This window comes from Pseudomonas sp. S3_G06 (assembly GCF_054667565.1).
This window is the reverse complement of sequence record NZ_CP162738.1, coordinates 3,317,664-3,337,960: the sequence shown is the minus strand read 5'-3', so window position 1 is coordinate 3,337,960 and position 20,297 is coordinate 3,317,664. Positions and strand designations below refer to the sequence as shown.

Here is a 20,297-nt window from a genome sequence, read left to right as displayed (position 1 = left end):
ATTCACTTGAGCAGCTCCCGGCACACAGGTTTGTCGTGGGGCACGCCGAGCAGCTCGCAGACCGTGCCGCAGAGCTCGGTCTGTTTCGGCGTTGCGTCAGGGTTGAGGCTGAACGCATCGCCGAGGACGAACAGCGGCACCTGACGTTCTTCCGCCAGCAGGCCATTGTGCGAGCGATCGTTGTTCATGCCGTGGTCGGCGGTCACCAGGATCTGATATCCCGCGTCGAGCCAGCGCTGCAGATAGTCTGCAAGGACAACGTCAGCCGAGCGCGCGCTGTTGCGGTATTGCGAGCTGTCGAGGCCGTGCTTGTGCCCGGCATCGTCGATGTTCATCGGGTGGATCAGGAGAAAGTCCGGCGCGTGGCGCAGGCGCAGGCTTTCGGCGTCGGCGAACAGGTGCGAATCCGGATAATGATCGTTCCAGTAGAAGTGACCGTACTGGATCGGCAACGTCGGATCGTCGGTGTGGCGGTCGCGCGCAGCCACGAACGGTGAGCGGTTGTACAGCTCGCTGACCCAGTGATAGGCCGCAGCGGCGGTTTTCAACCTGGCATCACGGGCGTAGTGATAGATGCTGCGCTGGTTGGACAGGCGCGAGACATTGTTGTGGACGATGCCGCTGTCGATCGGCGGCACACCGGTGAGAATGCATTCGTAAAGCGGTCGGGACAGGGCCGGCAATTCGCACTCCAGCTTATAGAGCGCCGCGCGTCCTGCGCCAACATAAGCCTGCAGATGCCCCATGGCGTGACACGCAACCTCGTAGTTGAGGCCGTCGAGCACGACAAGGATGACGTTGTGCTTCATAGGGGCAAGAACTCCGAAAACAAATCTGGAACCAATCTGTGTAGGAGCTGCCGGAGGCTGCGATCTTTTGATGTTGCTTTTAAAGGGCAAGATCAAAAGATCGCAGCCTTCGGCAGCTCCTACAGATGAAGGATTACTTCATCTCGACGATGACTTCCTCGTTCCACTGCTGTGGCAGGGCTTTGGAGGTCTTTTCCCACGCCTCGGCGTCCTTGACCGGCGTGACCTTCTTGTACTGCTCGTTTGGCAGCAGTTTGGCTTTCACGTCTTCCGGCAGTTGCAGGTGTTCGGCGCGGATCGGCCGGGCGTTGCCGCGGGCGAGGTTGGTCTGGCCGGCGTCGCTGAAGATGTATTCGCGGGTCAGCTTGGCGGCGTTGGGGTTTTTTGCGTACTTGTTGATGATCGTGGTGTAGCCGGAAATCACCGAGCCGTCGGATGGAATCAGCACTACGTAATCATCCGGGTTGGCCATCTTGGCTTTGTAGCTCAGGCCATTGAAGTCCCAGACCACGCCGACTTCGATCTCGCCTTTTTCCATGGTGGCGATGGTCGGGTTGGCCATCGACAGACGACCCTGTTTGGCAAGGTCGGCGAACAGCAGCAGGGCAGGCTTGATGTTTTTCTCGTCACCGCCATTGGCCAGTGCGGCAGCGAGGACACCGTTGGCGGCCTGGGCAGCAGTGCTCACGTCGCCGATGGAGACTTTGTATTTACCGGTTTTCAGGTCCGCCCATTTGGTCGGCACGTCGGAGCCGTTCAGCAGCTTTTTGTTGACGATGAAGGCGATGGTGCCGGTGTAGGCAAGCGCCCAGTTGCCGTCCTTGTCCTTGGCCCAGTCCGGAATCTGATCCCAGGTGCTTGGCTTGTAGGGTTGCACCACGCCTTGCTTGACCGCGATCGGGCCGAAGGCGGCACCGACGTCGCCGATATCAGCGGTGGCGTTGTCTTTTTCAGCAGCGAACTTGGCGATTTCCTGGGCCGAGCTCATGTCGGTGTCGATGTGTTTCAGGCCGTATTTCTTGGCCAGATCTTCCCAGGTGCCTTTCCAGTTGGCCCAGTCATCGGGCATGCCGACGCTGTTCACGGCGCCTTCCGCCTTCGCAGCGGCTTCGAGGGTTTTCAGATCGGTGTCGGCCGCCATGGCGGCGGTGCACATAGCGATGGTCGAGCCTAACAGTGTTGCCAGGAAAAGCTGTTTCATTCCGAAGCTCCTTGGTCGTGTTCAACGCTGCGATTGCGGTTGGTGTTGGTCTAGGTCAGCAATACCTGAGCCAATTTAGGTCGGCTGGATGACATTTTGATGTCGATGGCCTCGTGGTTGATCTTTTATCAACCATTGTCAGGAAGGTGCCAGATCAGCGTAGACCATGCCCAAAGCCCCGTAAGGCAGGGGACTTGGCCGATGTATTGCAAGTCGTGAAAGCGACCGTTCGGTAGTTTTGTCATCTGTCGGTCATCTGCACTGCCTAGGCTTGCACCATACGAAGGCGCTTTGATCGGCGTTCGGATTTGCCCCGAAACAGTGCTGGTCTAGTCCAGATAGGTAACGTTGATGCGCGATGAGGCAACGAAAGCGGTGACAGCGATTGGCCAAGTGCTGCAAGAGCAGATCGATCATGGTTTGCTGGCGGCCGGGAGCAAGTTGCCCGCTGAACGCAAGCTCAGCGAGTTATTCGGGACGACGCGGATCACTGTGCGTGAAGCGCTGTTGCAATTGGAGGCGCAAGGGCAGATTTATCGCGAGGAGCGGCGCGGCTGGTTCGTGTCGCCGCCGCGTCTGGCTTATAACCTGATGCAGCGCAGTCATTTCCACGCCATGGTAAGTGCGCAGGGGCGCGAACCTTCGACCGAGGTGATTTCGGCGCGGTTGCAGCCGGCTTCGGCGGCGGTGTGTGCGTGGTTGCAGCTGCCGGCGTTGTCGAGCGTGATTCAGATTTGCCGCTCGCGGCGCATTGATGGGCGACTGGTGTTGTATGTGGAGCACTATCTGAATCCGCAGTTTTTTCCGGGGATCCTCGAGTTTGATTTGAATCAGTCGATCACGGAGTTGTATGCGCGGCATTTCGATTTGCACTATGGGCGGGTGCGGTTTGAGATCGTGCCTACGTCTTTATCTGTCGATGCGGCGGCGGCTTTACGGGTGTCGGTGGGGAGTCCAGGACTGAGGATTGCTCGGGTCAATTATGATCAGCATGGGCGGTTGATCGATTGTGATCTGGAGTTTTGGCGGCATGATGCGATTCATGTAGGGGTTGATGTGGTTTGATCCTCTGGTCGCTGCGCTCCCACAGTCACCCCCTCTCTAATTGCCCACCGCCGCATTCCCATACAAATAATCCGTCGCCAAGGACGCTAATGTTCTCACCCCAACCACCAGCGCCGACTCATCTACAAAGAATCCCGGATTGTGATTCGGCGCGGCCTTGCTCATGTCCTGATCCCGCGGTGTCACGCCAAGAAATACAAACAACCCCGGCGCTTCTTTGGCGAAGAACGAGAAATCTTCCGCGCCGCCCACCAGCGGTCCCTGCACCACGTCATCCTTGGCGGCCCACTTCAATGTCGGCAGCATTTTCTCGGTCAGTGCCGGGTTGTTGATGGTCGGGTCGTATTTTTCGATGATGGTGACGTCGGCTTTCGCGCCGCCGCTTTCGGCGATTTTCTCGACTGTCTGGCGCACGTCGCTGTGCAGTTTCTGGCGGATGCCGTAGTCGTAGGAGCGGATCGTGCCGGTCATGTCGAGCGATTCGGGGATGATGTTGTAGCGGGTGCCGCCGTTGATGGTGCCGATGCTGACCACTGACGGGTAAGAGGAAATGTCGGTGCGGCGGCTGACCACGGTTTGCAGGCCGACGATGGTTTGCGCGCCCACGGTGATCGGGTCGATGCCGTCCCAGGGGCGGCCGGCGTGGGTTTGTTTGCCGTGGATCTTGATGCGCAGGTCGTCGGAGCTGGCCAGGGTCGGGCCGGGGCGGTAGGCGATCTGGCCGGCGGGGACGCCCGCCCAGACGTGCAGGCCGAACACCGCGTCGGGTTTCGGCGATTTCATCACGCCTTCCTCGACCATCATCTTCGCGCCCCAGATATTTTTGCCGTCGGGAATAAAATCGCTCGGACCTTCCTCGGCGGGCTGGAAGTAGAACACCACGGTGCCGGGCAGGGTGTCGCGCATGCCGGTCAGAATTTTCGCTGCGCTGAGCAGGATTGCGGTGTGGGCGTCGTGGCCGCAGGCGTGCATGACGTCGACTTCCTTGTCGAGATACGTGCCTTTGGCTTTCGAAGCGAACGGCAAGTCGGAGACTTCCTTGACCGGCAGCGCGTCCATGTCGGCGCGCAGGGCCACGGTCGGGCCGGGCAGGGCGCCTTTGAGAATGGCGACAACGCCGGTGCGGGCGACGCCGGTTTTCACTTCCAGGCCCATGGCTTGCAGCTGTTTGGCGACCAGTTCAGCGGTGCGTTTTTCAGTGTTGCCAAGTTCTGGATGAGCGTGAAGGTCGCGGCGGGTTTCCAGCAGCTCCGGTTCGAGCTTCTGCGCCTGCTCGGCGATGCGCGTGCGGGCGCTGTCCATCGTCGCGGCGCTGGCGTGGCTGGCGACCAGGGTGAGCAAAAGGGTCTGGGCAATGCGCGTCAGTTGCATGGGCTTCTCCTTGATTATTGTTGTTGGCTTCCTTGCCTGTGACTGCATCCGCGCGCTTGAGTGCTATTCCTTCGGTTGACCGCCGCCGGCAGTAATCACCTGCACACTCATCCTTGGCGTCGCCAGATCCAGCCCCGCCTCATCCAGTTGCCGCTTCAGCGACAAATTGAACGCCCGGGAAACCTCCCACTGCTTGATCGGCGCAGTCTTGAACCGTGCGCGCAAAATCGCGCTGCCGGACTCGAAACTTTCCACGCCCTGAATCTCCAGCGGCGACCAGATGTTGCGGCGTTGCAGCGGATCGCTGCGCATCTTTTGGCCGACGTCGCGCATCAGTTTGATCGCGTCGTCGATTTCCATGTTGTACGGCACGGCGACGCGGAAGATGGCGTAGCCGAATTCCCGCGAGTAGTTCTTGATGCTTTTGATCTCGCTGAACGGGATGGTGTGGACGATGCCGTCGATGTCGCGCAGGCGTACGGTGCGGATGGTCAGGCCTTCGACGGTGCCGAGGTGGCCGCCGACGTCGACGTAATCATCGATGGCCAGGGAGTCTTCGATGATGATGAACAGGCCGGTGATCAGGTCAGCGACCAGCGACTGCGCACCAAAACCGATGGCCAGACCGATCACGCCGGCACCGGCCAGCAGCGGCGTGACGTTCATGCCCATGTTCGCTAGGGCGACGATCAGCGCGATGATGAAAATCGCCACGAACAGCACGTTGCGGATCAGCGGCATCATCGTCTGCGCCCGCGCATTCGCCAGGCCTTTGCGCGAGCGGGTGAGGGCGTGGTGCACGGCGGTGTCGGCGAGGATCCAGATCAGCCAGGAGAAAATCAGCGTGCCGATCAGGCTGAACAGTTTGACGCTGATGTCATGGCCATCGCCTTCGGCGAACGCGATCAGCGAATGGCCCCAGACGCGCAGGCCCAATTCGATGAAGATCAGCCACACCAGCAAATGCGTCAGGGTATAGAAGAAGTTTTTCAGGCGCTCCGAATACAGCGCATGGCGTTTCGGCCCGCGTTGCGGTTTCAGTGAATGGCGGCGCACGAGGCCGTTGATGACCATGCACAACACCAGCAGAACCGTGCAGATCAGCGACTGGCGCAGGGCGGTGCTGGTGTCGCCGGCGGAGACGAAGGTGGCGAACAGCGAGATGCCGACCAGCACCAGTGCCGGCACGTACCAGAAGGTGCCGAGGATTTCGATGGTGTCGCTGAGGGCGCGGCGTGTCAGGCGGCGTGACAGTGGTTGGTTGCGGATCAGGTGCGCAATCGGCCGACGGAAACGCAGGATAAACAGACCGGTCGACAGTGCCGCGAGGACATTGGCAGTGGTCGCGGCGGTGTGCGCCAGATGCACGCCCAGGCTCTCGACCAGACGCGGATCACTCAGCGCTTCACCAAACGCGGCGAAGCTGCCGATCAGCCACAGCGGCCGAAACGCCTGATGACGCAGAATGTACAGCGCGCGATGGCGGTGCGGGCCATCGAGCAGGGAGAAGGCGATCACGCAGATCGCCGAGAAACAGGTGCCGACCACCAAGGCATACGCCAGCACCATCGCCAGGCTTTTGCCCAGCGAAGACGGCAGCACGTAGCTCATGTACACCGTGATCACCAACGCGATCAGCCACGGCCCGAGCTTGCGCAGGGCAAAACGCAGCATGTCGAGGGCCTTGGGGTGTTGCGGCAGTTCTTCGGTGAGGCCGAAGCGCAGACGCACGCGGTGGCCCAGCCAGATCAGCGCGGCGGCGAGCAGGCTCCAGACCATCAGGATCACCGCGAAGCCGAAGATGATCGGCAGCCATTCATTGGCCGGCAGCAGCTTGCTGGTCAGTTCGTCCTTGGCCAGATCGAATTCGTTGGACCAGCGGGTAATCGGGCTGTCGGCGCCGGAAAACTGTTTTTCGAAGTTGGCGAGGGTGCCGCCGATCAGGCCCAGCACGCCTTCTTCGGGAGTGGTCTGAGCTTTCTTCGTGGCGTCGCGCAGCTTCTTCAGATCGCTGAGCAACTGCGCGCGTTGCTTGTCGTTTTCCAGCGCCTTGATCACTTCGTCCAGCGACTGGCCGAGGGGTTCCACGGCTTCAGGCTGCGGTTTGGAAGTGTTGAGCAGGCCGGGCAGACCGACTGCCTGGGCGGGCGCCAGCGGCAGCAGCGTCATCAGGCAGACAAGCAGCAGACCGGGCAAAGCAAAAAGACGAGCAAACACCAGAAGACAACCTCGCGATAGGCGGATGCGCTGGAGTGTACGAGGCCCCTTGGCGCAATGCGAGCCGGGCGCGGTCATTCGTTGAGTTTGGCGAGGATCTTGTAGACCACCGTGGCGAGGATCATCAGCATGCCGATCCACATGGCGAACACCCCGGCGTTCTTGTCGCGGAAGTTGAAGCCGATGGCCAGCAGGATCATTCCGCTTAGGATGGGAATGAGCATGGCGTGGAAGGAGGACATCGAGATCATGGAGACTGCCTTGTCTGTAGAGGATTCTTGCAGTCTAGGCGGGTTTTCGAGGCAGGGTGTGATTTGGCTCAGGAATGCATCAGGCCGAGAGGATTCTGCTGTCTGCACAGGCGCTTTCGCGAGCAGGCTCGCTCCCACAGGTTGATTGGCATTCCAAGGGGAGATGACTGGCTCCCACAATGAAATGCAGTTCAATTGTGGGAGCGAGCCTGCTCGCGAAGCTTGTCAGCCGTTACGGCAATTCACGGCTGGCATAAAACGCGCTGAGCACTTTGACCAGATGCGCCAGGTCATGGCTGCCGCACAGTTCGCGAATCGAGTGCATGGCAAAGGTCGGCAGGCCAATGTCGACGGTGCGCACACCCAGATGGCTGGCGGTGATCGGGCCAATGGTCGAACCGCAGCCCATGTCGCTGCGCACCACGAAGCTTTGCACCGGGACTTCTTCGGCCATGCACAGATGGCGGAAGAAGCCGGCGGTTTCGCTGTTGGTGGCGTAGCGCTGGTTGCTGTTGACCTTGATCACCGGGCCGGCGTTGAGTTTCGGGCCATGGTTGGCATCGTGCTTGTCCGCGTAGTTGGGATGCACGCCGTGGGCGTTGTCGGCCGACACCAGCAGGGATTTCTGGATGGTGCGGACGAACTCGTCACCTTCCGGCAACAGGCGGCGCAGGGTCTGTTCGAGCATCGGGCCGTCGGCACCGCATGCCGAGCAGGAGCCGACTTCTTCGTGGTCATTACAGACCAGCACGCAGGTTTCGTCGGTCTCGGCGGTGAGCAACGCTTGCAGGCCGGCGTAGCACGACAGCAGGTTGTCCAGACGCGCACCGGCAATGAAATCGCCGTTCAGGCCGATCACCGCCGCGCTTTGCGTGTCGTAGAAACTCAGCTCGTAATCCAGCACCACGTCGGCGTTCAGGCCGTGTTCGCGGGCCAATTGATCAGTGAGCACGGCGCGGAAATCGACGCGCTCGTCACCGGCGAATTGCGCCAGGATCGGCGGTAGTTCGGTCTGCGCGTTGATCGCCCAGCCCTGGTTGGCTTCACGGTTGAGGTGAATGGCCAGGTTGGGAATGATCGCGATCGGTGCCTTGAAGTCGATCAACTGGCTCTCGACCTTGCCGTCACGGCGGAAGGTCACGCGGCCGGCCAGCGACAGATCACGGTCAAACCACGGCGCCAGCAGCGCGCCGCCGTAGACTTCGACGCCCAGCTGCCAGAAACCCTGACGCTGCAGTTCCGGTTGCGGCTTGACCCGCAGGCACGGGCTGTCGGTGTGCGCGCCGACCAGGCGAATGCCGCCATGCAGCGGTGAGGTACGGCCCATTTTGACGGCGACGATGGAAGAGTCGTTTCGGGTGACGTAATAGCGGCCGTTAGGCTCGGTGGTCCATGGCTCACGCTCGTCGAGGCGCACATAACCGGCAGCCTCCAGACGTTGGACCAGACTGGCGGTGGCGTGGAACGGGGTAGGGGAGGCCTTGAGAAAGTCGATCAGGCCTTGGTTCAGCTCTTCGCGCATAAGAAACTCCAGACAGCAATGGGCGGGAGTTTAACGTATTGGCCGGGGAATTGAATCCGGACCGGCCCCATGGGGGAGCGAGCAGGCTCGCTCCCCCATGGGGCCGGTGCTGCTGTCAGAACGGGGCCGGGCACTCGAAGCGCAGGCGTTCGCCGGTTTGCGGATGAGTGAAGCTAAGCATGCTCGCGTGCAGACACAGACGTGGCCAGGCCGCCAGCGCTTGCTCGTGGGCGTAGAGTCCGTCACCGAGCAGCGGATGGCCGATCGACAACATGTGCACGCGCAATTGATGCGAGCGCCCGGTGATCGGTGTCAATTCGACCCGGCACCAGTCGCCGCAACGTTCCAGCACCTTCCAGAACGTCATTGCATGCTTGCCGAATTCGTGATCGACCACATGCCGTGGTTTGGTCGGCGGATCGTAGCGCAGGGGCAGATCGATGCTGCCGCTGTCCAGCTCCGGCTGACCCCAGGCCAAAGCGGTGTAGGCCTTTTCGGTTTCGCGGTCATGAAACTGCCGCGACAGCTCGCGATGGGTGTCGGCATCCCGGGCCAGCAGGATGATACCGGAGGTTTCCCAGTCCAGACGATGGACGATGCGCGCTTCCGGGTAGCCGTTTTCCTGCAAGCGGGTAATCAGGCAGTCCTTGTTGTCGTCAGCGCGACCGGGCACCGAGAGCAGCAGGGTCGGTTTGTCGACCACCAGTACGGCGGCGTCCTGATGGATGATGCGGATGTTGGACAGCGGCATTAAACAGCCTCGTAACAAATGCCAACGGCGGCTCGGAGCTGCTGATAACCCTGTAGGAGCTGCCGAAGGCTGCGATCTTTTGACTTTGAAGATCAAAAGATCGCAGCCTTCGGCAGCTCCTACACGAGCATCAACAGTCCGAGCCGCCGTAGCGACTGCCGGATCGACTCAGCGATCGGGCAGGGTGATGTTGAGTTCCAGAATCGAGCAACTGCCCTGGCTTTCCAGTGCAACATGTACGTCGTCGTTGCCGATGTTGACGTACTTGCGGATCACGTCGACCAGTTCCTTCTGCAAGGCTGGCAGGTAATCCGGCGTGCTGCGCTGGCCGCGCTCATGCGCCACGATGATCTGTAGACGCTCTTTCGCTACCGAGGCGGTACTTGGCTTTTTGTTGGCACGAAAGAAGTCAAAAAGGTTCATTACCTACCTCCAAACAGGCGCTCGAAGAATCCCTTCTTCTCGACATCGAGGAATCGGTGGGCTTTTTCTTTGCCCAGCAGGCGGTCGACGGTATCGCTGTAAGCCTGACCGGCATCGCTCTGGTCGTCGAGAATCACCGGCACGCCCTGGTTGGAAGCCTTGAGCACCGCCTGGGATTCCGGGATGACGCCGAGCAGGGTCACCGAGAGGATTTCCTTGACGTCTTCAACGCCGAGCATCTCGCCCTTTTCAACACGCTCCGGGTGGTAGCGGGTGATCAGCAGGTGTTCCTTGATCGGGTCTTCGCCACGTTCGGCGCGGCGCGATTTGCTCGCCAGCAGGCCGAGCATGCGGTCCGAGTCACGTACCGAGGACACTTCCGGGTTGGTCACGACGATCGCTTCATCGGCGAAGTACATGGCCAGGTGCGCACCTTTCTCGATGCCCGCCGGGGAGTCGCAGACGACGAACTCGAATTGTTCCTTGAGCTCCATCAGGACTTTTTCCACGCCTTCGACGGTCAGCGCGTCTTTGTCGCGGGTCTGGCTGGCCGCCAGTACGTAGAGGTTTTCCAGGCGCTTGTCTTTGATCAGTGCCTGTTGCAGGTTGGCTTCGCCGTTTACCACGTTGACGAAGTCATACACTACGCGGCGCTCGCAACCCATGATCAGGTCGAGGTTACGCAAGCCCACGTCGAAGTCGACGATCACTGTTTTGTGGCCGCGCAGAGCGAGACCGGTACCGATAGCGGCGCTGGTGGTGGTCTTACCCACACCACCCTTGCCGGATGTAACCACGAGAATCTTGGCCAAGGTGTTTCACCCCTAAGGAAGAAGGACTGTTCAGCCCCTGAAAAACATCTCTTGAAAACTACTGCAGTCGGACAGCCTTGGCTGGAATTTGGCTTTGGGCCTTTTTCCTACTTCGTTTGAGCCGTTTTCGCTACGTTTTAGAGATGCTTGGAAAATGCGGCAGTATCCGTTAAAGCCGAATGATGTTCAACACGTCGCCTGACAGGCTGACCTGGACGCCCGAGCCCCACATCGGATCGCGACGCAAATCCTCGGAGACCTTGTAATGACCGGCGATGGAGATCAGTTCAGCGCTCAATTGCTGACAGAAAATCCGTGCCTTGGTGTCACCTTTGACGCCGGCCAGCGCACGGCCGCGCATCGGGCCGTATACATGGATGTTGCCATCGGCAAGAAGTTCCGCCCCCGGACTGACCGAGGAGACCACGACCAGATCGCCACCCTGGGCATATATCTGTTGGCCACCACGTACTGGCGTGGTGATCACGCGGGTCGGTTTGACCGTCGGCTCAGGTGGCTTTTCCGGCTTCTTTTTGACTTCGGCTTCCGGTGTTTCCAGTGGACGCTCGCGGGCACCGGAGGGCGGCAGCACGGGGATGTCGATGGCGATGGCAGCGGCGATGTCTTCGATGCGGCTGGCACGAATGGCCAAGGTACGCAGGCCGTGTTGACGGCAGACGCGCATCAGCCCCGGCAGGTCAACCGCGCCCTGATTCGGCGGCAGTTTGTCCAGCGCCAGGACCAGCGGTGCATTGCTGAAAAAGTTCGGCGCCTGGGCGACTTTGGCGGCCAATTGCCGATCGAGGCTTTCGAGGTCGTTACGGGCCAGTTCCAGCACAGTGATGGCCAGCATGCTGCCCTTGAGCTGGAATACGGGATCTTGGTCTAACGGGTCGGTTTGGCTCATGTCGGCATACAACGGCTTGTCACTAAAAGTGCCGAGACTTATAACGAGAACGCCCGCGAGCCGCAAGCCGGGTCGAACGATGTAGAATGCGCGGCCACTGTATTTACGGAAGCTTTAATGGATCGCCCGCGTTTTCGAAAAGCATATCTTGCTCCGCGCTTCTGGCCGCTCTGGTGCGGCCTGGGGCTTTTGTGGCTGATCGTGCAGCTGCCGTATCCGGCGCTGCTGACCATCGGTCGAGTTTTGGGCGCGTTGATGTATCGCGTCGCCAGCGACCGGCGAACCATCGCCCGGCGCAATCTGGAATTGTGCTTCCCGGAAAAATCCGCCGCCGAGCGCAAACGCCTGCTCAAGGAAAACTTCGCCTCCACCGGGATCGCCTTTTTTGAAATGGCGATGAGCTGGTGGTGGTCGCGCGAGCGTCTGGCGAAACTGGCCCACGTCGAAGGCCTTGAACATCTGCAGAAGGCTCAGCGCGAAGGCAAAGGCGTGATCCTCATGGCCGCGCATTTCACCACGCTGGAAATCGGCGCGGCGCTGCTCGGCCAGCAGCACACCATCGACGGCATGTACCGCGAACACAAAAACCCCTTGTTCGACTTCGTCCAGCGCCGTGGCCGCGAGCGGCACAATCTCGATTCGCTGGCCGTGGAGCGCGATGACGTACGCGGCATGCTCAAACTGCTGCGCTCGGGACGGGCGATCTGGTATGCGCCGGATCAGGATTACGGCGCCAAGCAGAGCATCTTCGTGCCGCTGTTCGGCATTCAGGCCGCCACTGTCACTGCGACGACCAAGTTCGCGCGCCTGGGCAAAGCGTTGGTGGTGCCGTTCACTCAGGAACGTCTGGCCGACGGCAGTGGTTATCGCCTGGTGATCCATCCGCCGCTGGATGACTTCCCCGGCGAGAGCGAGGAGGCCGATTGCATCCGCATCAATCAGTGGGTCGAGAGCGCTTTGCGTGCCTGCCCCGAGCAATACCTGTGGGCGCATCGGCGCTTCAAGAGCCGCCCGCCGGGCGAGCCGAAACTTTATCCCAAGCGTCGTTGATTAGCCGGTCTGACAAGCACCGTGGAGTGTTGCGATGAGTCCTGCTGAACCGGTCACAGGTTTGATTCTTTCCGGCGGCGGGGCTCGGGCGGCTTATCAGGTCGGGGTGCTGGCGGCGATTGCCGAGTTGCTGCCGGTCGGCGCGGACAATCCGTTTCCGGTGATCGTCGGCACCTCCGCCGGGGCGATCAATGCGGTCAGCCTGGCCAGTGGCGCCACGGATTTTCGCGCCGCCATCGAACGCCTGACCCAGTTCTGGCAGGGCTTTCGCAGCCACCGCGTGCTGCGCAGCGACTGGCCGGGCGTGATCCATCAAGCCAGCCGCTTCGTCAGCCACAGCCTGCTCGGCCTCGGTCGGCAGATGCCGGTGGCGCTGCTCAACAGTTCGCCGCTGCGCGAACTGCTCGAGGAAAAACTGCAGCTGCCCGGCATCGCCGAATCCATCGCGCGCAAGCAATTGCATGCGGTGGCGGTGACTGCGTTCGGCTACGAATCGGGGCAAGCGGTGACGTTCTATCAGGGCGGCGGCACCATCGACGCCTGGCTGCGGCACCGCCGCATTGGCGTGCCGACGCAATTGTCGGTCGATCACCTGTTGGCCAGTTCAGCGATTCCGCTGTTGTTCGCGCCGGTGAAAATCGGCGAGGAATATTTCGGTGACGGCGCAGTACGCCAGTCGGCGCCGATCAGCCCGGCGCTGCATCTGGGTGCCAGCCGCGTGCTGGTGGTGGGCGTCAGCGGCAACCCGCGCGGCGTCGATCCGCAGCAGCCGCTGGAACGCGCCTACAGCGGCCAGCAACCGACGCTGGCGCAGATCGGCGGGCACATGCTCAACAGCACGTTTATCGACAGCCTGGAAAGCGACATCGAGTTGCTGCAGCGTCTGAATCAGTTCAGTCATTTGCTCCCGGCCGGCACGCCGACCCGCGCGCTGGGTGTGGCGCCGGTGGAGGTGCTGGTGATTGCGCCGAGTCAGCCGATCGACGAAATCGCCGCACGGCATCGTCAGGAGCTGCCAGCGGCGTTGCGCCTGTTTCTGCGCGGGCCGGGGGCGACGAAGACGAGCGGGGCGGGGGTGCTCAGTTACCTGCTGTTCGAGGCGGGGTATTGCAGCGAGTTGATCGAGTTGGGGCGGCGGGATGCGTTGGCCAAGCGCGAGGAGCTGTGCCGGTTTTTGCGGATATCCGAGGCGGTTTCAGCCTGACATTTGCGGCGCGGCCTTCGCGAGCAGGCTCGCTCCCACATTGGAACTCGGTCTGAATGTGGGAGCGAGCCTGCTCGCGAAGCTTTTAGGGTCAGAAGTGGAACTTGACCAGGAAGCTCGTGGTGCTCTGATCGGTCTTGAAGTACTGGCTGTCCTTGATCCCGTACTTGTCCGACCAGTAGTCGTACTCAACACCGACATACAACTGCTTCTCGCCGAAATTCAGCGCCTTGCCCAGGTCGTATTTGACCTGTGGGTTGAAGTGCAGGTTGGCGTGGTAATCGCCCTTGGAATTGGAGTCGTTGTCGACCACCCAGTCCATGAAGCCGTCGATGAGGATGTTCGATTTGCCCACCGGGATGGTGTAGGACCAGACCGGGGTGATCTGCCAGACATTGTCACCGGCGCGTGCGCCCTGGGTGTGACGCTGATAGAAGTTCAGCTGGAAGTAGTCGAAGCCCGGGATCGCCAGGTCGAAGCCCGGACCGATCAGGTACGACTCGGTATCGCCTTCACCGAACTCGTAGGTCATGGCCAGCAACACGTCAGTCACCGGGCCGAAGGCCAGTTTCTGATCGAAGATCTTGCCGAACGACAGGCGCGGGCTGATCTCGCCGTAGTAGGTGTTGGAGCCGACGCCGCCATCATCCTTGCCGTTGTAGAAGATCTTGTCGATGAACAGGAAGTTGTCCCCATACTTCCAGGCATCGGCGTGCTCGAAGGTCACGGTCTGCTGAATGCGCGGGTTGACTTGGAAGTCCTTGCCATACAGGTAGGTCAGGCTGTTGTTCTGCCACTGCAGCAGGCCTTCGGCCATCGCCTGGCCGCCGGCGAACATCGATCCGGCCAGCATCAGGCTGGTGCACATACGTTTCATTCGGTTGCTCCCAAAGTAGGTGTTCCACGTTATTTTTTTAAGTTCGGCGCTCTGATGTGGCGCCTTTTTTCGTACCGCAAATTTCATCCGATCGGTCAGCTTTGAATGCTGGTAGCAAAAGCTGCGCCAAGGCTTTCGAAAAACCAAAAAACGCCCGTTCGGCTGCTGAAAAACAGTCGACGAGCGTGTTTTCGGGATGCCTCAGGACTGACCGCAGCCGGGATAAGTTGGCTTTTCGGTCAGAAATTGAATTCGGGCTTTTTTTTAGAGCGAATTCGGAAGGCCGCGGAGAATACTGACTCCTCGGCCAAGGCTCAAGTGCCCCGCAACAGAGCACCGACGACAGGCATGGCGCACGGTTGCGGACCATTTCAGAAGTGCACCTTCAGCAGCAGGCTGGCAGTGTTCTGGTTGGTATCGAACGAGTGGCTGTTTTCAATGCCGTATTTGTTCTTCCAGTAGCTGTACTCGGTGCCGACGTACACTTGCTTCTGACTCCAGCCCAGGGCTTTGCCGAGGTCGTATTTGATCTGCGGATTGATGTGCAGGTTAGCGTGGTAGGTGCCGCGTGAGTTTTCGTCGTTGTCGACGACCCAGTCGAGGTAGCCGTCGATCAGCACATCGGAATTGCCCAACGGAAAGCTGTAGGACCACGCGGGGGTGATCTGCCAGACACCGTCGCCGGGCCGCGGGCCTTCGGTCTGGCGACGGAAAATGTTCAGGGTGACGTAGTTGAAGCCGGGCACTTTCAGATCGAAGCCGGGACCGATCAGGTAGGCCTCGCTTTCACCTTCGCCGTACTCGTAGGTCATTGCCAGCAGCACATCCTTGATCGGACCGAACTCGATCTTGCGATCAAGGATCTTGCCGAACGACAGGCGCGGGGTGAACTCGCCGTAGAAGGTGTGCGGACCTTTGTTCGGGTCCTCCTTGCCGTTGTAGAAGATCTTGTCGACGAACAGAAAGTTGTCACCGTACTTCCACTTGTCGGCGTGCTCGAAGGTGACCGTCTGCTGATAGGACGGGTTGATCGCGAAGTTCTTGCCGTACAGATAGCTGAGGCTGTTGCTCTGCCACAGCAGCAGATCGCCGGCCATGGCCTGACTCGCGGCCAGCAGGCCGCCACTCAACAGAACGTTGCTTTGCGTGCGGATCATCTGTTGCTCCCTGTTGTTTTTATTGTTTGAGGCACAAGCAGTTGCGTAGTCCCTGTGGGAGCGAGCCTGCTCGCGAAGCGGTTGTGTCAGTCGCCATCAATGTTGAATGACACAGCGCTTTCGCGAGCAGGCTCGCTCCCACAGGTGGTGTGGTGGTTTCAATCAGTGCGCATGGCAATCATTGATCGCCGCACGCTCCTTGCCGCCGAGGATGTTGAACAGCAGGTTCAGGGTCAGCGCGCTGAGGGTGGCCATGGCGATGCCGCTGTGGGTGATCGGGCTCATCCACAGCGGCAGGTGGGCGAAGAATTCCGGACGTACCACCGGGATCAGGCCCATGCCGATGCTCACCGCGACCAGCAGCTGATTGCGGCGGTCACCGATGTCCGCCTCCTGGAGGATCTTGATGCCAGTCGCGGCGACCATGCCGAACATCGCAATCGCCGCGCCGCCCAGCACCGCCGGTGGAATCGATGCCACCAGAAACGCCGCTTTCGGCAACAGGCTGAGGACGATCAGCAGACCGCCGGCAACGATGGTCACCGATCGGCAGCGCACACCGGTCATCTGCACCAGGCCGATGTTCTGCGCGAACGAGGAGTGAGTGAAGGTGTTGAAGAAACCGGCGAAGAACGACGCGCCGGCATCGCACAGCAAGCCGCGACGGAGCATGCGCGGGCAGACTTCCTGGCCGGTGATTTTGCCCAGCGCGAGGAACATCCCGGTGGACTCGACGAAGATGATCACCACCACCAGACACATCGACAGAATCGGCGCCAGCTCGAATTTCGGCATGCCGAAATGCAACGGGGTGACGAACTGAATCCACGGTGCGCTGGCCATGCCGCTGAGGTCGACCATGCCGATCACGCCGCACAATACATAGCCCAGGCACATGCCGATCAGCACGGAAATGTTGACCCAGAATCCGCGCATGAAGCGGTGAACCAGCAGGATGGTGGCCAGCACCAGCGCGGCGACGGCCAGATAAATCGGCGATCCGAATTGCGCGGCGTCGACCCCGCCACCGGCCCAGTTCACGGCCACGGGGAACAGCGATAAACCGATCGAGTTGATGACCGTGCCGGTCACCAGCGGCGGGAAGAAACGCACGACCTTGGACATGAACGGTGCGATCAGCATGCCGAAGAAACCGGCAGCGATCGTTGCACCGAAGATCCCTTGCAGACCGATGCCGGGCATGCCAGCCATGGCCACCATGCTGCCGACCGCAGCGAAACTGGCGCCCATCATCACCGGCATGCGAATGCCCATCGGGCCGATGCCGAGCGACTGCACGATAGTGGCGATGCCGGCGACGAGCAGGTCGGCGTTGATCAGGAAGGCGATTTCTTCACGACTCAGGCCAGCGGCCTGTCCGATGATCAGCGGCACCGCGATGGCACCGCCGTACATCAGCAGAACATGTTGCAGACCGACCAGGATCAGTTGCAAAAGGGGCAAACGCTGAATGGCGGGTGCGTCGGGGATGCGCGCTTTGGACAGCTCGGACATGCAACACCTCGGATCTTTTTTATTCTTGTGATTAACAGCTGCCGGGTTGCTTGCAGCTGTTTCTTTGCATCAGGGGAGACCGCGTTGCGGCGGCCATTCGCGAGCAGGCTCGCTCCCACAGGATCTCTGTAGGCGTGAGCCTGCTCGCGATGCTTTCAACGATTAATTGGTCTGCGCTCCCTGGGCAATCCAGGCACCGATCAGGTCACGTTCCTGCTGGGTCATCTGGGTGATGTTGCCCAGTGGCATGATCTGCGTAGTGATGGCTTGCGCCTGAATGCGCGCGGCGTTCTGGCGGATCTGCTCGGGGGTGTCGAACATCACACCGGCCGGGGCTGCGCTGAACAACGGGCTGGTCGGCTTGGACGAGTGGCACACCGTGCAACGCTCTTGAATCACGTTGTGCACTTTGTCAAAACCGGGGCCGGCATTCGAGGCTTGCGCGGGTGCCGCCGCAGGGGCTGCGGGTGCCGCAGGTTGCGCCGCTTCGGCCGGTTTCGCGCCACCGCCCAGTGCCGTTTCCGGCAGCGGTTGGTACTCGATTTTCGCCGGTGTCTTGGCCACTTCAGGTGCAGTCGACATCGGCGTCGGGCCGGTGACGTAGGCCAGGCAGATCATGCCCACCGCTGCCACCGGCAGGGTCCAGGCAAACTTGTGGCTGTCGTGACGGGTGTTGAAGTAGTGACGCACCAATACCGCCAACACCGCGATCCCGGCGAGGATCAACCAGTTGTACTGGCTGCCGTAAGTGCTCGGGAAGTGGTTGCTGATCATGATGAACAGCACTGGCAGGGTGAAGTAGTTGTTGTGACGCGAACGCAGCAAGCCTTTGGCCGGCAGGGCCGGATCCGGCGTACGGTTCTCGGCAATCGCAGCAACCAGTGCCCGTTGCGCCGGCATGATGATGCGGAACACGTTGCCGACCATGATGGTGCCGATGATCGCGCCGACGTGCAGGTACGCACCACGACCGCTGAACACTTTGCTGAAGCCATAGGCGGCGGCAATGATCAGCACGAACAGGATGAAACCGAGCAGGGCAGGTTTCTTGCCCAGGGCCGAATCGCAGAGGAAGTCGTAGACGAACCAGCCGACGATCAGCGAGCCGATACCGATGGCCACGCCTTCAGGACCGCTGAGGCCGCTGCCGGGTGCGACGAGGTAGAGCACCGGATTGGAGTAGAACACCACGCACAGCAGCGCGATCCCCGACATCCAGGTGAAGTAGGCTTCCCACTTGAACCAGTGCAGGTTGTCCGGCATGGACGGTGGGGCCAGTTTGTATTTTTCCAGGTGGTAGATGCCGCCGCCGTGGATCGCCCACAGATCACCGGCCAGACCGGTTTTCGGGTTGACGCGGTTGAGGTTGTTCTCCAGCCAGACGAAGTAGAACGACGCGCCGATCCAGGCCACGCCAGTGATCATGTGAACCCAGCGCACGCTCAGGTTCAGCCATTCCAACAGATGTGCTTCCACAGTCTTTACCTCTCGCCCGTCACTCTTGTTGTCGAGTGATCGGACCTTCTCTTATTGGTGGGGGGCGAGGATCAACCGCTCATCCTCTTTGAAAAAATGCTCATCGCAGTTATTGCCTGTGCCACTGCGATCAACCACCAGGAAGTCATCCCGCTTTTCGATCGTCAGCACCGGGTGGTGCCAGACGCCGCGATGGTAATTGATGCCCTGCCTGCCGTTGGTGACGAAGGCGCGGACCAAGCCTGATACAGGTTCATCGCCAACTGGCGCGACCACGATCAGAAAGGGGTTGCCGAGCAGCGGAATGAAAGCCTGGCTGCCCAGCGGATGGCGTTCCAGCATGCAAACGGTCAGCGGCATGTCCTGCGCGTCGGCGCGGAAAATGCTGATGATCGCGTTGTCCTCAGGCGTCGCGGTTTCGACCGTCGCCAGTTTGTGGAAGCGCATGGTCGAACCGTTGTTGATCATGAAGTGATCGCTGCCGTCGGTTTCGATCACGTCACCGAAAGGGGCGAAGGCTTCTTTGGTCAGCGGTTCAATCGTCAATGTGCGCATGCTGTTCTTCTTTTCCGAATTCTGTTTTGTTGGTTCTGACGCTTTCGCGAGCAGGCTCGCTCCCACCTTTGGAATGCAATCCCCTGTGGGAGCGAGCCTGCTCGCGAATGGGTTCAACCCTATTTAGCCACCTTGCCGAGTACACGCAGGCGACTCACGCCACCATCCGGGAACACGTTCAGGCGGATGTGGGTGATCGGGCCGAGTGCCTTGATCTGCTCGACGAAGGTGTGTTCGGCGTGCATTTCCAGCTTCTGGCTTGGCAGCAGTTCGCGCCAGAACAGCGACTGGGTTTCGATCTGGCTGTCGGTGCCGCCTTTCACGAACGCGCCCTGGATCGAGCAGGTGTCCGGGTAGTTGCCTTTGAAGTGCAGGGTGTCGACGACGATTTTTTCGATCTCGCCCGGATGACCCAGCGCGACGATCACCCAGTCATTGCCCGGCGTACGACGACGTGCGGTTTCCCAACCGTCGCCCATGTTGATGCCACGGCCCGGGTTGAGGATGTTGCTCATGCGGCCGAAGTGTTCGTCGGAGCAGGCGAGGGCGCGGCCACCGTTGAGGGCTGCTGCCAAGTCCACTTGCTCGTTGTCGCCCACAGCGGACCAGTCGCGGAACGGAATGCCGTACACACGCAGACGGGCAACACCGCCGTCCGGGTAGATGTTGAAGCGCAGGTGGCTGAACGCTTTGTCGTTGCTGATTTCATGGTAGTGATGGCTGTTGCCCTGCAGCTCGACGGCCGACAGCACTTCGGTCCACTGGGTGTTTTCATCCGGCTCGCCCGAGGCCAGGAAGCACGCTTCCAGCGAGGCCGATGGCGGGTAGTTGCCGGTGAAGAATGAAGTGTCGATGTCCACGCCTTTGATCGAACCCGGTACGCCCAGACGGATCACCGCGCTGTCGAAACCTTCGAAGCGCTTGCGGCGCGACTCCCAGCCGTCCATCCACTTGCCGTTGTCATCGAACACGCCCTCCTTCCATACGGCCGGGGTCGGTTGGAACAGACGATTGGCGTCTGCGAACCAGTCATCGGTGACCGAAATGATCTTGGTGCCCAGACGGGCGTCGGCCAGGTTGACGTATTTTTCGAAAGGTACGGCGTAAGCTTTCATTCTTCTTGTCTGCCTTTGA

At 60.6% G+C, this 20,297-nt stretch carries 19 protein-coding genes; 3 read left to right on the top strand and 16 right to left on the bottom strand.

Annotation, left to right across the window (positions count from 1 at the left end):
- Window positions 1-2 precede the first annotated feature (2 nt).
- Both AB4N47_RS14855 and AB4N47_RS14850 read right to left on the bottom strand, forming a co-directional pair.
- Window positions 3-809: an alkaline phosphatase family protein gene (locus AB4N47_RS14855; RefSeq protein ID WP_341639459.1), complete on the bottom strand. Its 807-nt coding sequence runs from the start codon at window positions 807-809 to the stop codon at window positions 3-5.
- Between the two features lie 133 nt (window positions 810-942).
- Window positions 943-2,010 carry an ABC transporter substrate-binding protein gene (locus AB4N47_RS14850; RefSeq protein ID WP_341639460.1) on the bottom strand — a complete coding sequence of 356 codons (1,068 nt, stop codon included), beginning with the start codon at window positions 2,008-2,010 and terminating at the stop codon, window positions 943-945.
- A gap of 351 nt (window positions 2,011-2,361) precedes the next feature.
- Between AB4N47_RS14850 and phnR the strand changes: the two genes are divergently transcribed.
- Entirely contained in the window at window positions 2,362-3,075 is a 714-nt protein-coding gene (gene phnR / locus AB4N47_RS14845; protein WP_016773745.1) for a phosphonate utilization transcriptional regulator PhnR, read from the top strand.
- A 36-nt stretch (window positions 3,076-3,111) separates the two neighbouring features.
- Here phnR and AB4N47_RS14840 read toward each other — a convergent pair whose 3' ends face one another.
- The 8 genes from AB4N47_RS14840 to minC all read right to left on the bottom strand — a co-directional run bounded on the left by AB4N47_RS14840 (window position 3,112) and on the right by minC (window position 11,329).
- Window positions 3,112-4,446, bottom strand: coding sequence for an amidohydrolase (locus AB4N47_RS14840; protein WP_341639461.1), 1,335 nt, complete (start codon window positions 4,444-4,446; stop codon window positions 3,112-3,114).
- Between the two features lie 63 nt (window positions 4,447-4,509).
- Window positions 4,510-6,663 carry a mechanosensitive ion channel family protein gene (locus AB4N47_RS14835; RefSeq protein ID WP_110601228.1) on the bottom strand — a complete coding sequence of 718 codons (2,154 nt, stop codon included), beginning with the start codon at window positions 6,661-6,663 and terminating at the stop codon, window positions 4,510-4,512.
- Between the two features lie 74 nt (window positions 6,664-6,737).
- Window positions 6,738-6,914, bottom strand: coding sequence for a hypothetical protein (locus tag AB4N47_RS14830; protein WP_016773747.1), 177 nt, complete (start codon window positions 6,912-6,914; stop codon window positions 6,738-6,740).
- A gap of 232 nt (window positions 6,915-7,146) precedes the next feature.
- Window positions 7,147-8,436 (bottom strand): M18 family aminopeptidase, encoded by a 1,290-nt coding sequence (locus AB4N47_RS14825; RefSeq protein ID WP_341639462.1) that lies wholly within the window; start codon window positions 8,434-8,436, stop codon window positions 7,147-7,149.
- A 115-nt stretch (window positions 8,437-8,551) separates the two neighbouring features.
- The gene (locus tag AB4N47_RS14820) at window positions 8,552-9,187 is read right to left on the bottom strand and encodes an RluA family pseudouridine synthase (protein ID WP_217863942.1); all 636 of its coding nucleotides are present in this window, start codon (window positions 9,185-9,187) and stop codon (window positions 8,552-8,554) included.
- Window positions 9,188-9,355: 168 nt separating this feature from the next.
- Window positions 9,356-9,610, bottom strand: coding sequence for a cell division topological specificity factor MinE (gene minE, locus AB4N47_RS14815; protein ID WP_003223146.1), 255 nt, complete (start codon window positions 9,608-9,610; stop codon window positions 9,356-9,358).
- Window positions 9,610-10,422: a septum site-determining protein MinD gene (gene minD / locus AB4N47_RS14810; RefSeq protein WP_007913953.1), complete on the bottom strand. Its 813-nt coding sequence runs from the start codon at window positions 10,420-10,422 to the stop codon at window positions 9,610-9,612. The genes minE and minD overlap by 1 nt, the downstream gene beginning before the upstream one ends.
- Before the next feature lie 169 nt (window positions 10,423-10,591).
- Window positions 10,592-11,329 (bottom strand): septum site-determining protein MinC, encoded by a 738-nt coding sequence (gene minC / locus AB4N47_RS14805; protein ID WP_041479318.1) that lies wholly within the window; start codon window positions 11,327-11,329, stop codon window positions 10,592-10,594.
- 117 nt (window positions 11,330-11,446) lie between these two features.
- Here minC and AB4N47_RS14800 point away from each other — a divergent pair, with 117 nt between their 5' ends.
- Both AB4N47_RS14800 and AB4N47_RS14795 read left to right on the top strand, forming a co-directional pair.
- Window positions 11,447-12,379, top strand: a complete 933-nt coding sequence (locus tag AB4N47_RS14800) for a lipid A biosynthesis lauroyl acyltransferase (protein WP_122505993.1) — start codon at window positions 11,447-11,449, stop codon at window positions 12,377-12,379.
- A 34-nt stretch (window positions 12,380-12,413) separates the two neighbouring features.
- A complete protein-coding gene (locus AB4N47_RS14795; RefSeq protein WP_460154263.1) occupies window positions 12,414-13,583 on the top strand; it encodes a patatin-like phospholipase family protein in 1,170 nt (389 codons plus the stop codon).
- A 91-nt stretch (window positions 13,584-13,674) separates the two neighbouring features.
- On the opposite strand, the gene AB4N47_RS14790 is transcribed toward AB4N47_RS14795, so the two are convergent.
- The 6 genes from AB4N47_RS14790 to alc all read right to left on the bottom strand — a co-directional run bounded on the left by AB4N47_RS14790 (window position 13,675) and on the right by alc (window position 20,278).
- Complete coding sequence (locus AB4N47_RS14790; RefSeq protein WP_341639463.1) at window positions 13,675-14,460, bottom strand: outer membrane protein OmpK; 786 nt, start codon at window positions 14,458-14,460, stop codon at window positions 13,675-13,677.
- 371 nt (window positions 14,461-14,831) lie between these two features.
- Window positions 14,832-15,617, bottom strand: a complete 786-nt coding sequence (locus tag AB4N47_RS14785; protein WP_125918590.1) for an outer membrane protein OmpK — start codon at window positions 15,615-15,617, stop codon at window positions 14,832-14,834.
- Between the two features lie 162 nt (window positions 15,618-15,779).
- Window positions 15,780-17,132: a nucleobase:cation symporter-2 family protein gene (locus AB4N47_RS14780; RefSeq protein ID WP_341639464.1), complete on the bottom strand. Its 1,353-nt coding sequence runs from the start codon at window positions 17,130-17,132 to the stop codon at window positions 15,780-15,782.
- Between the two features lie 162 nt (window positions 17,133-17,294).
- Window positions 17,295-18,608, bottom strand: coding sequence for a urate hydroxylase PuuD (locus AB4N47_RS14775; protein WP_341639465.1), 1,314 nt, complete (start codon window positions 18,606-18,608; stop codon window positions 17,295-17,297).
- Window positions 18,609-18,659: 51 nt separating this feature from the next.
- Entirely contained in the window at window positions 18,660-19,163 is a 504-nt protein-coding gene (locus AB4N47_RS14770) for an ureidoglycolate lyase (protein ID WP_016773758.1), read from the bottom strand.
- A 119-nt stretch (window positions 19,164-19,282) separates the two neighbouring features.
- Window positions 19,283-20,278, bottom strand: coding sequence for an allantoicase (gene alc, locus AB4N47_RS14765; protein ID WP_016773759.1), 996 nt, complete (start codon window positions 20,276-20,278; stop codon window positions 19,283-19,285).
- Window positions 20,279-20,297: the final 19 nt, after the last annotated feature.

What these genes read in the sequence shown, in the direction of transcription:
- AB4N47_RS14855 (WP_341639459.1), bottom strand. Translation starts at nt 809, where the DNA reads ATGAAGCACAACGTCATCCTTGTCGTGCTCGACGGCCTCAACTACGAG.
- AB4N47_RS14850 (WP_341639460.1), bottom strand. Translation starts at nt 2,010, where the DNA reads ATGAAACAGCTTTTCCTGGCAACACTGTTAGGCTCGACCATCGCTATG.
- phnR (WP_016773745.1), top strand. Translation starts at nt 2,362, where the DNA reads ATGCGCGATGAGGCAACGAAAGCGGTGACAGCGATTGGCCAAGTGCTG.
- AB4N47_RS14840 (WP_341639461.1), bottom strand. Translation starts at nt 4,446, where the DNA reads ATGCAACTGACGCGCATTGCCCAGACCCTTTTGCTCACCCTGGTCGCC.
- AB4N47_RS14830 (WP_016773747.1), bottom strand. Translation starts at nt 6,914, where the DNA reads ATGATCTCGATGTCCTCCTTCCACGCCATGCTCATTCCCATCCTAAGC.
- AB4N47_RS14825 (WP_341639462.1), bottom strand. Translation starts at nt 8,436, where the DNA reads ATGCGCGAAGAGCTGAACCAAGGCCTGATCGACTTTCTCAAGGCCTCC.
- AB4N47_RS14820 (WP_217863942.1), bottom strand. Translation starts at nt 9,187, where the DNA reads ATGCCGCTGTCCAACATCCGCATCATCCATCAGGACGCCGCCGTACTG.
- minE (WP_003223146.1), bottom strand. Translation starts at nt 9,610, where the DNA reads ATGAACCTTTTTGACTTCTTTCGTGCCAACAAAAAGCCAAGTACCGCC.
- minC (WP_041479318.1), bottom strand. Translation starts at nt 11,329, where the DNA reads ATGAGCCAAACCGACCCGTTAGACCAAGATCCCGTATTCCAGCTCAAG.
- AB4N47_RS14800 (WP_122505993.1), top strand. Translation starts at nt 11,447, where the DNA reads ATGGATCGCCCGCGTTTTCGAAAAGCATATCTTGCTCCGCGCTTCTGG.
- AB4N47_RS14795 (WP_460154263.1), top strand. Translation starts at nt 12,414, where the DNA reads ATGAGTCCTGCTGAACCGGTCACAGGTTTGATTCTTTCCGGCGGCGGG.
- AB4N47_RS14790 (WP_341639463.1), bottom strand. Translation starts at nt 14,460, where the DNA reads ATGAAACGTATGTGCACCAGCCTGATGCTGGCCGGATCGATGTTCGCC.
- AB4N47_RS14785 (WP_125918590.1), bottom strand. Translation starts at nt 15,617, where the DNA reads ATGATCCGCACGCAAAGCAACGTTCTGTTGAGTGGCGGCCTGCTGGCC.
- AB4N47_RS14780 (WP_341639464.1), bottom strand. Translation starts at nt 17,132, where the DNA reads ATGTCCGAGCTGTCCAAAGCGCGCATCCCCGACGCACCCGCCATTCAG.
- AB4N47_RS14770 (WP_016773758.1), bottom strand. Translation starts at nt 19,163, where the DNA reads ATGCGCACATTGACGATTGAACCGCTGACCAAAGAAGCCTTCGCCCCT.
- alc (WP_016773759.1), bottom strand. Translation starts at nt 20,278, where the DNA reads ATGAAAGCTTACGCCGTACCTTTCGAAAAATACGTCAACCTGGCCGAC.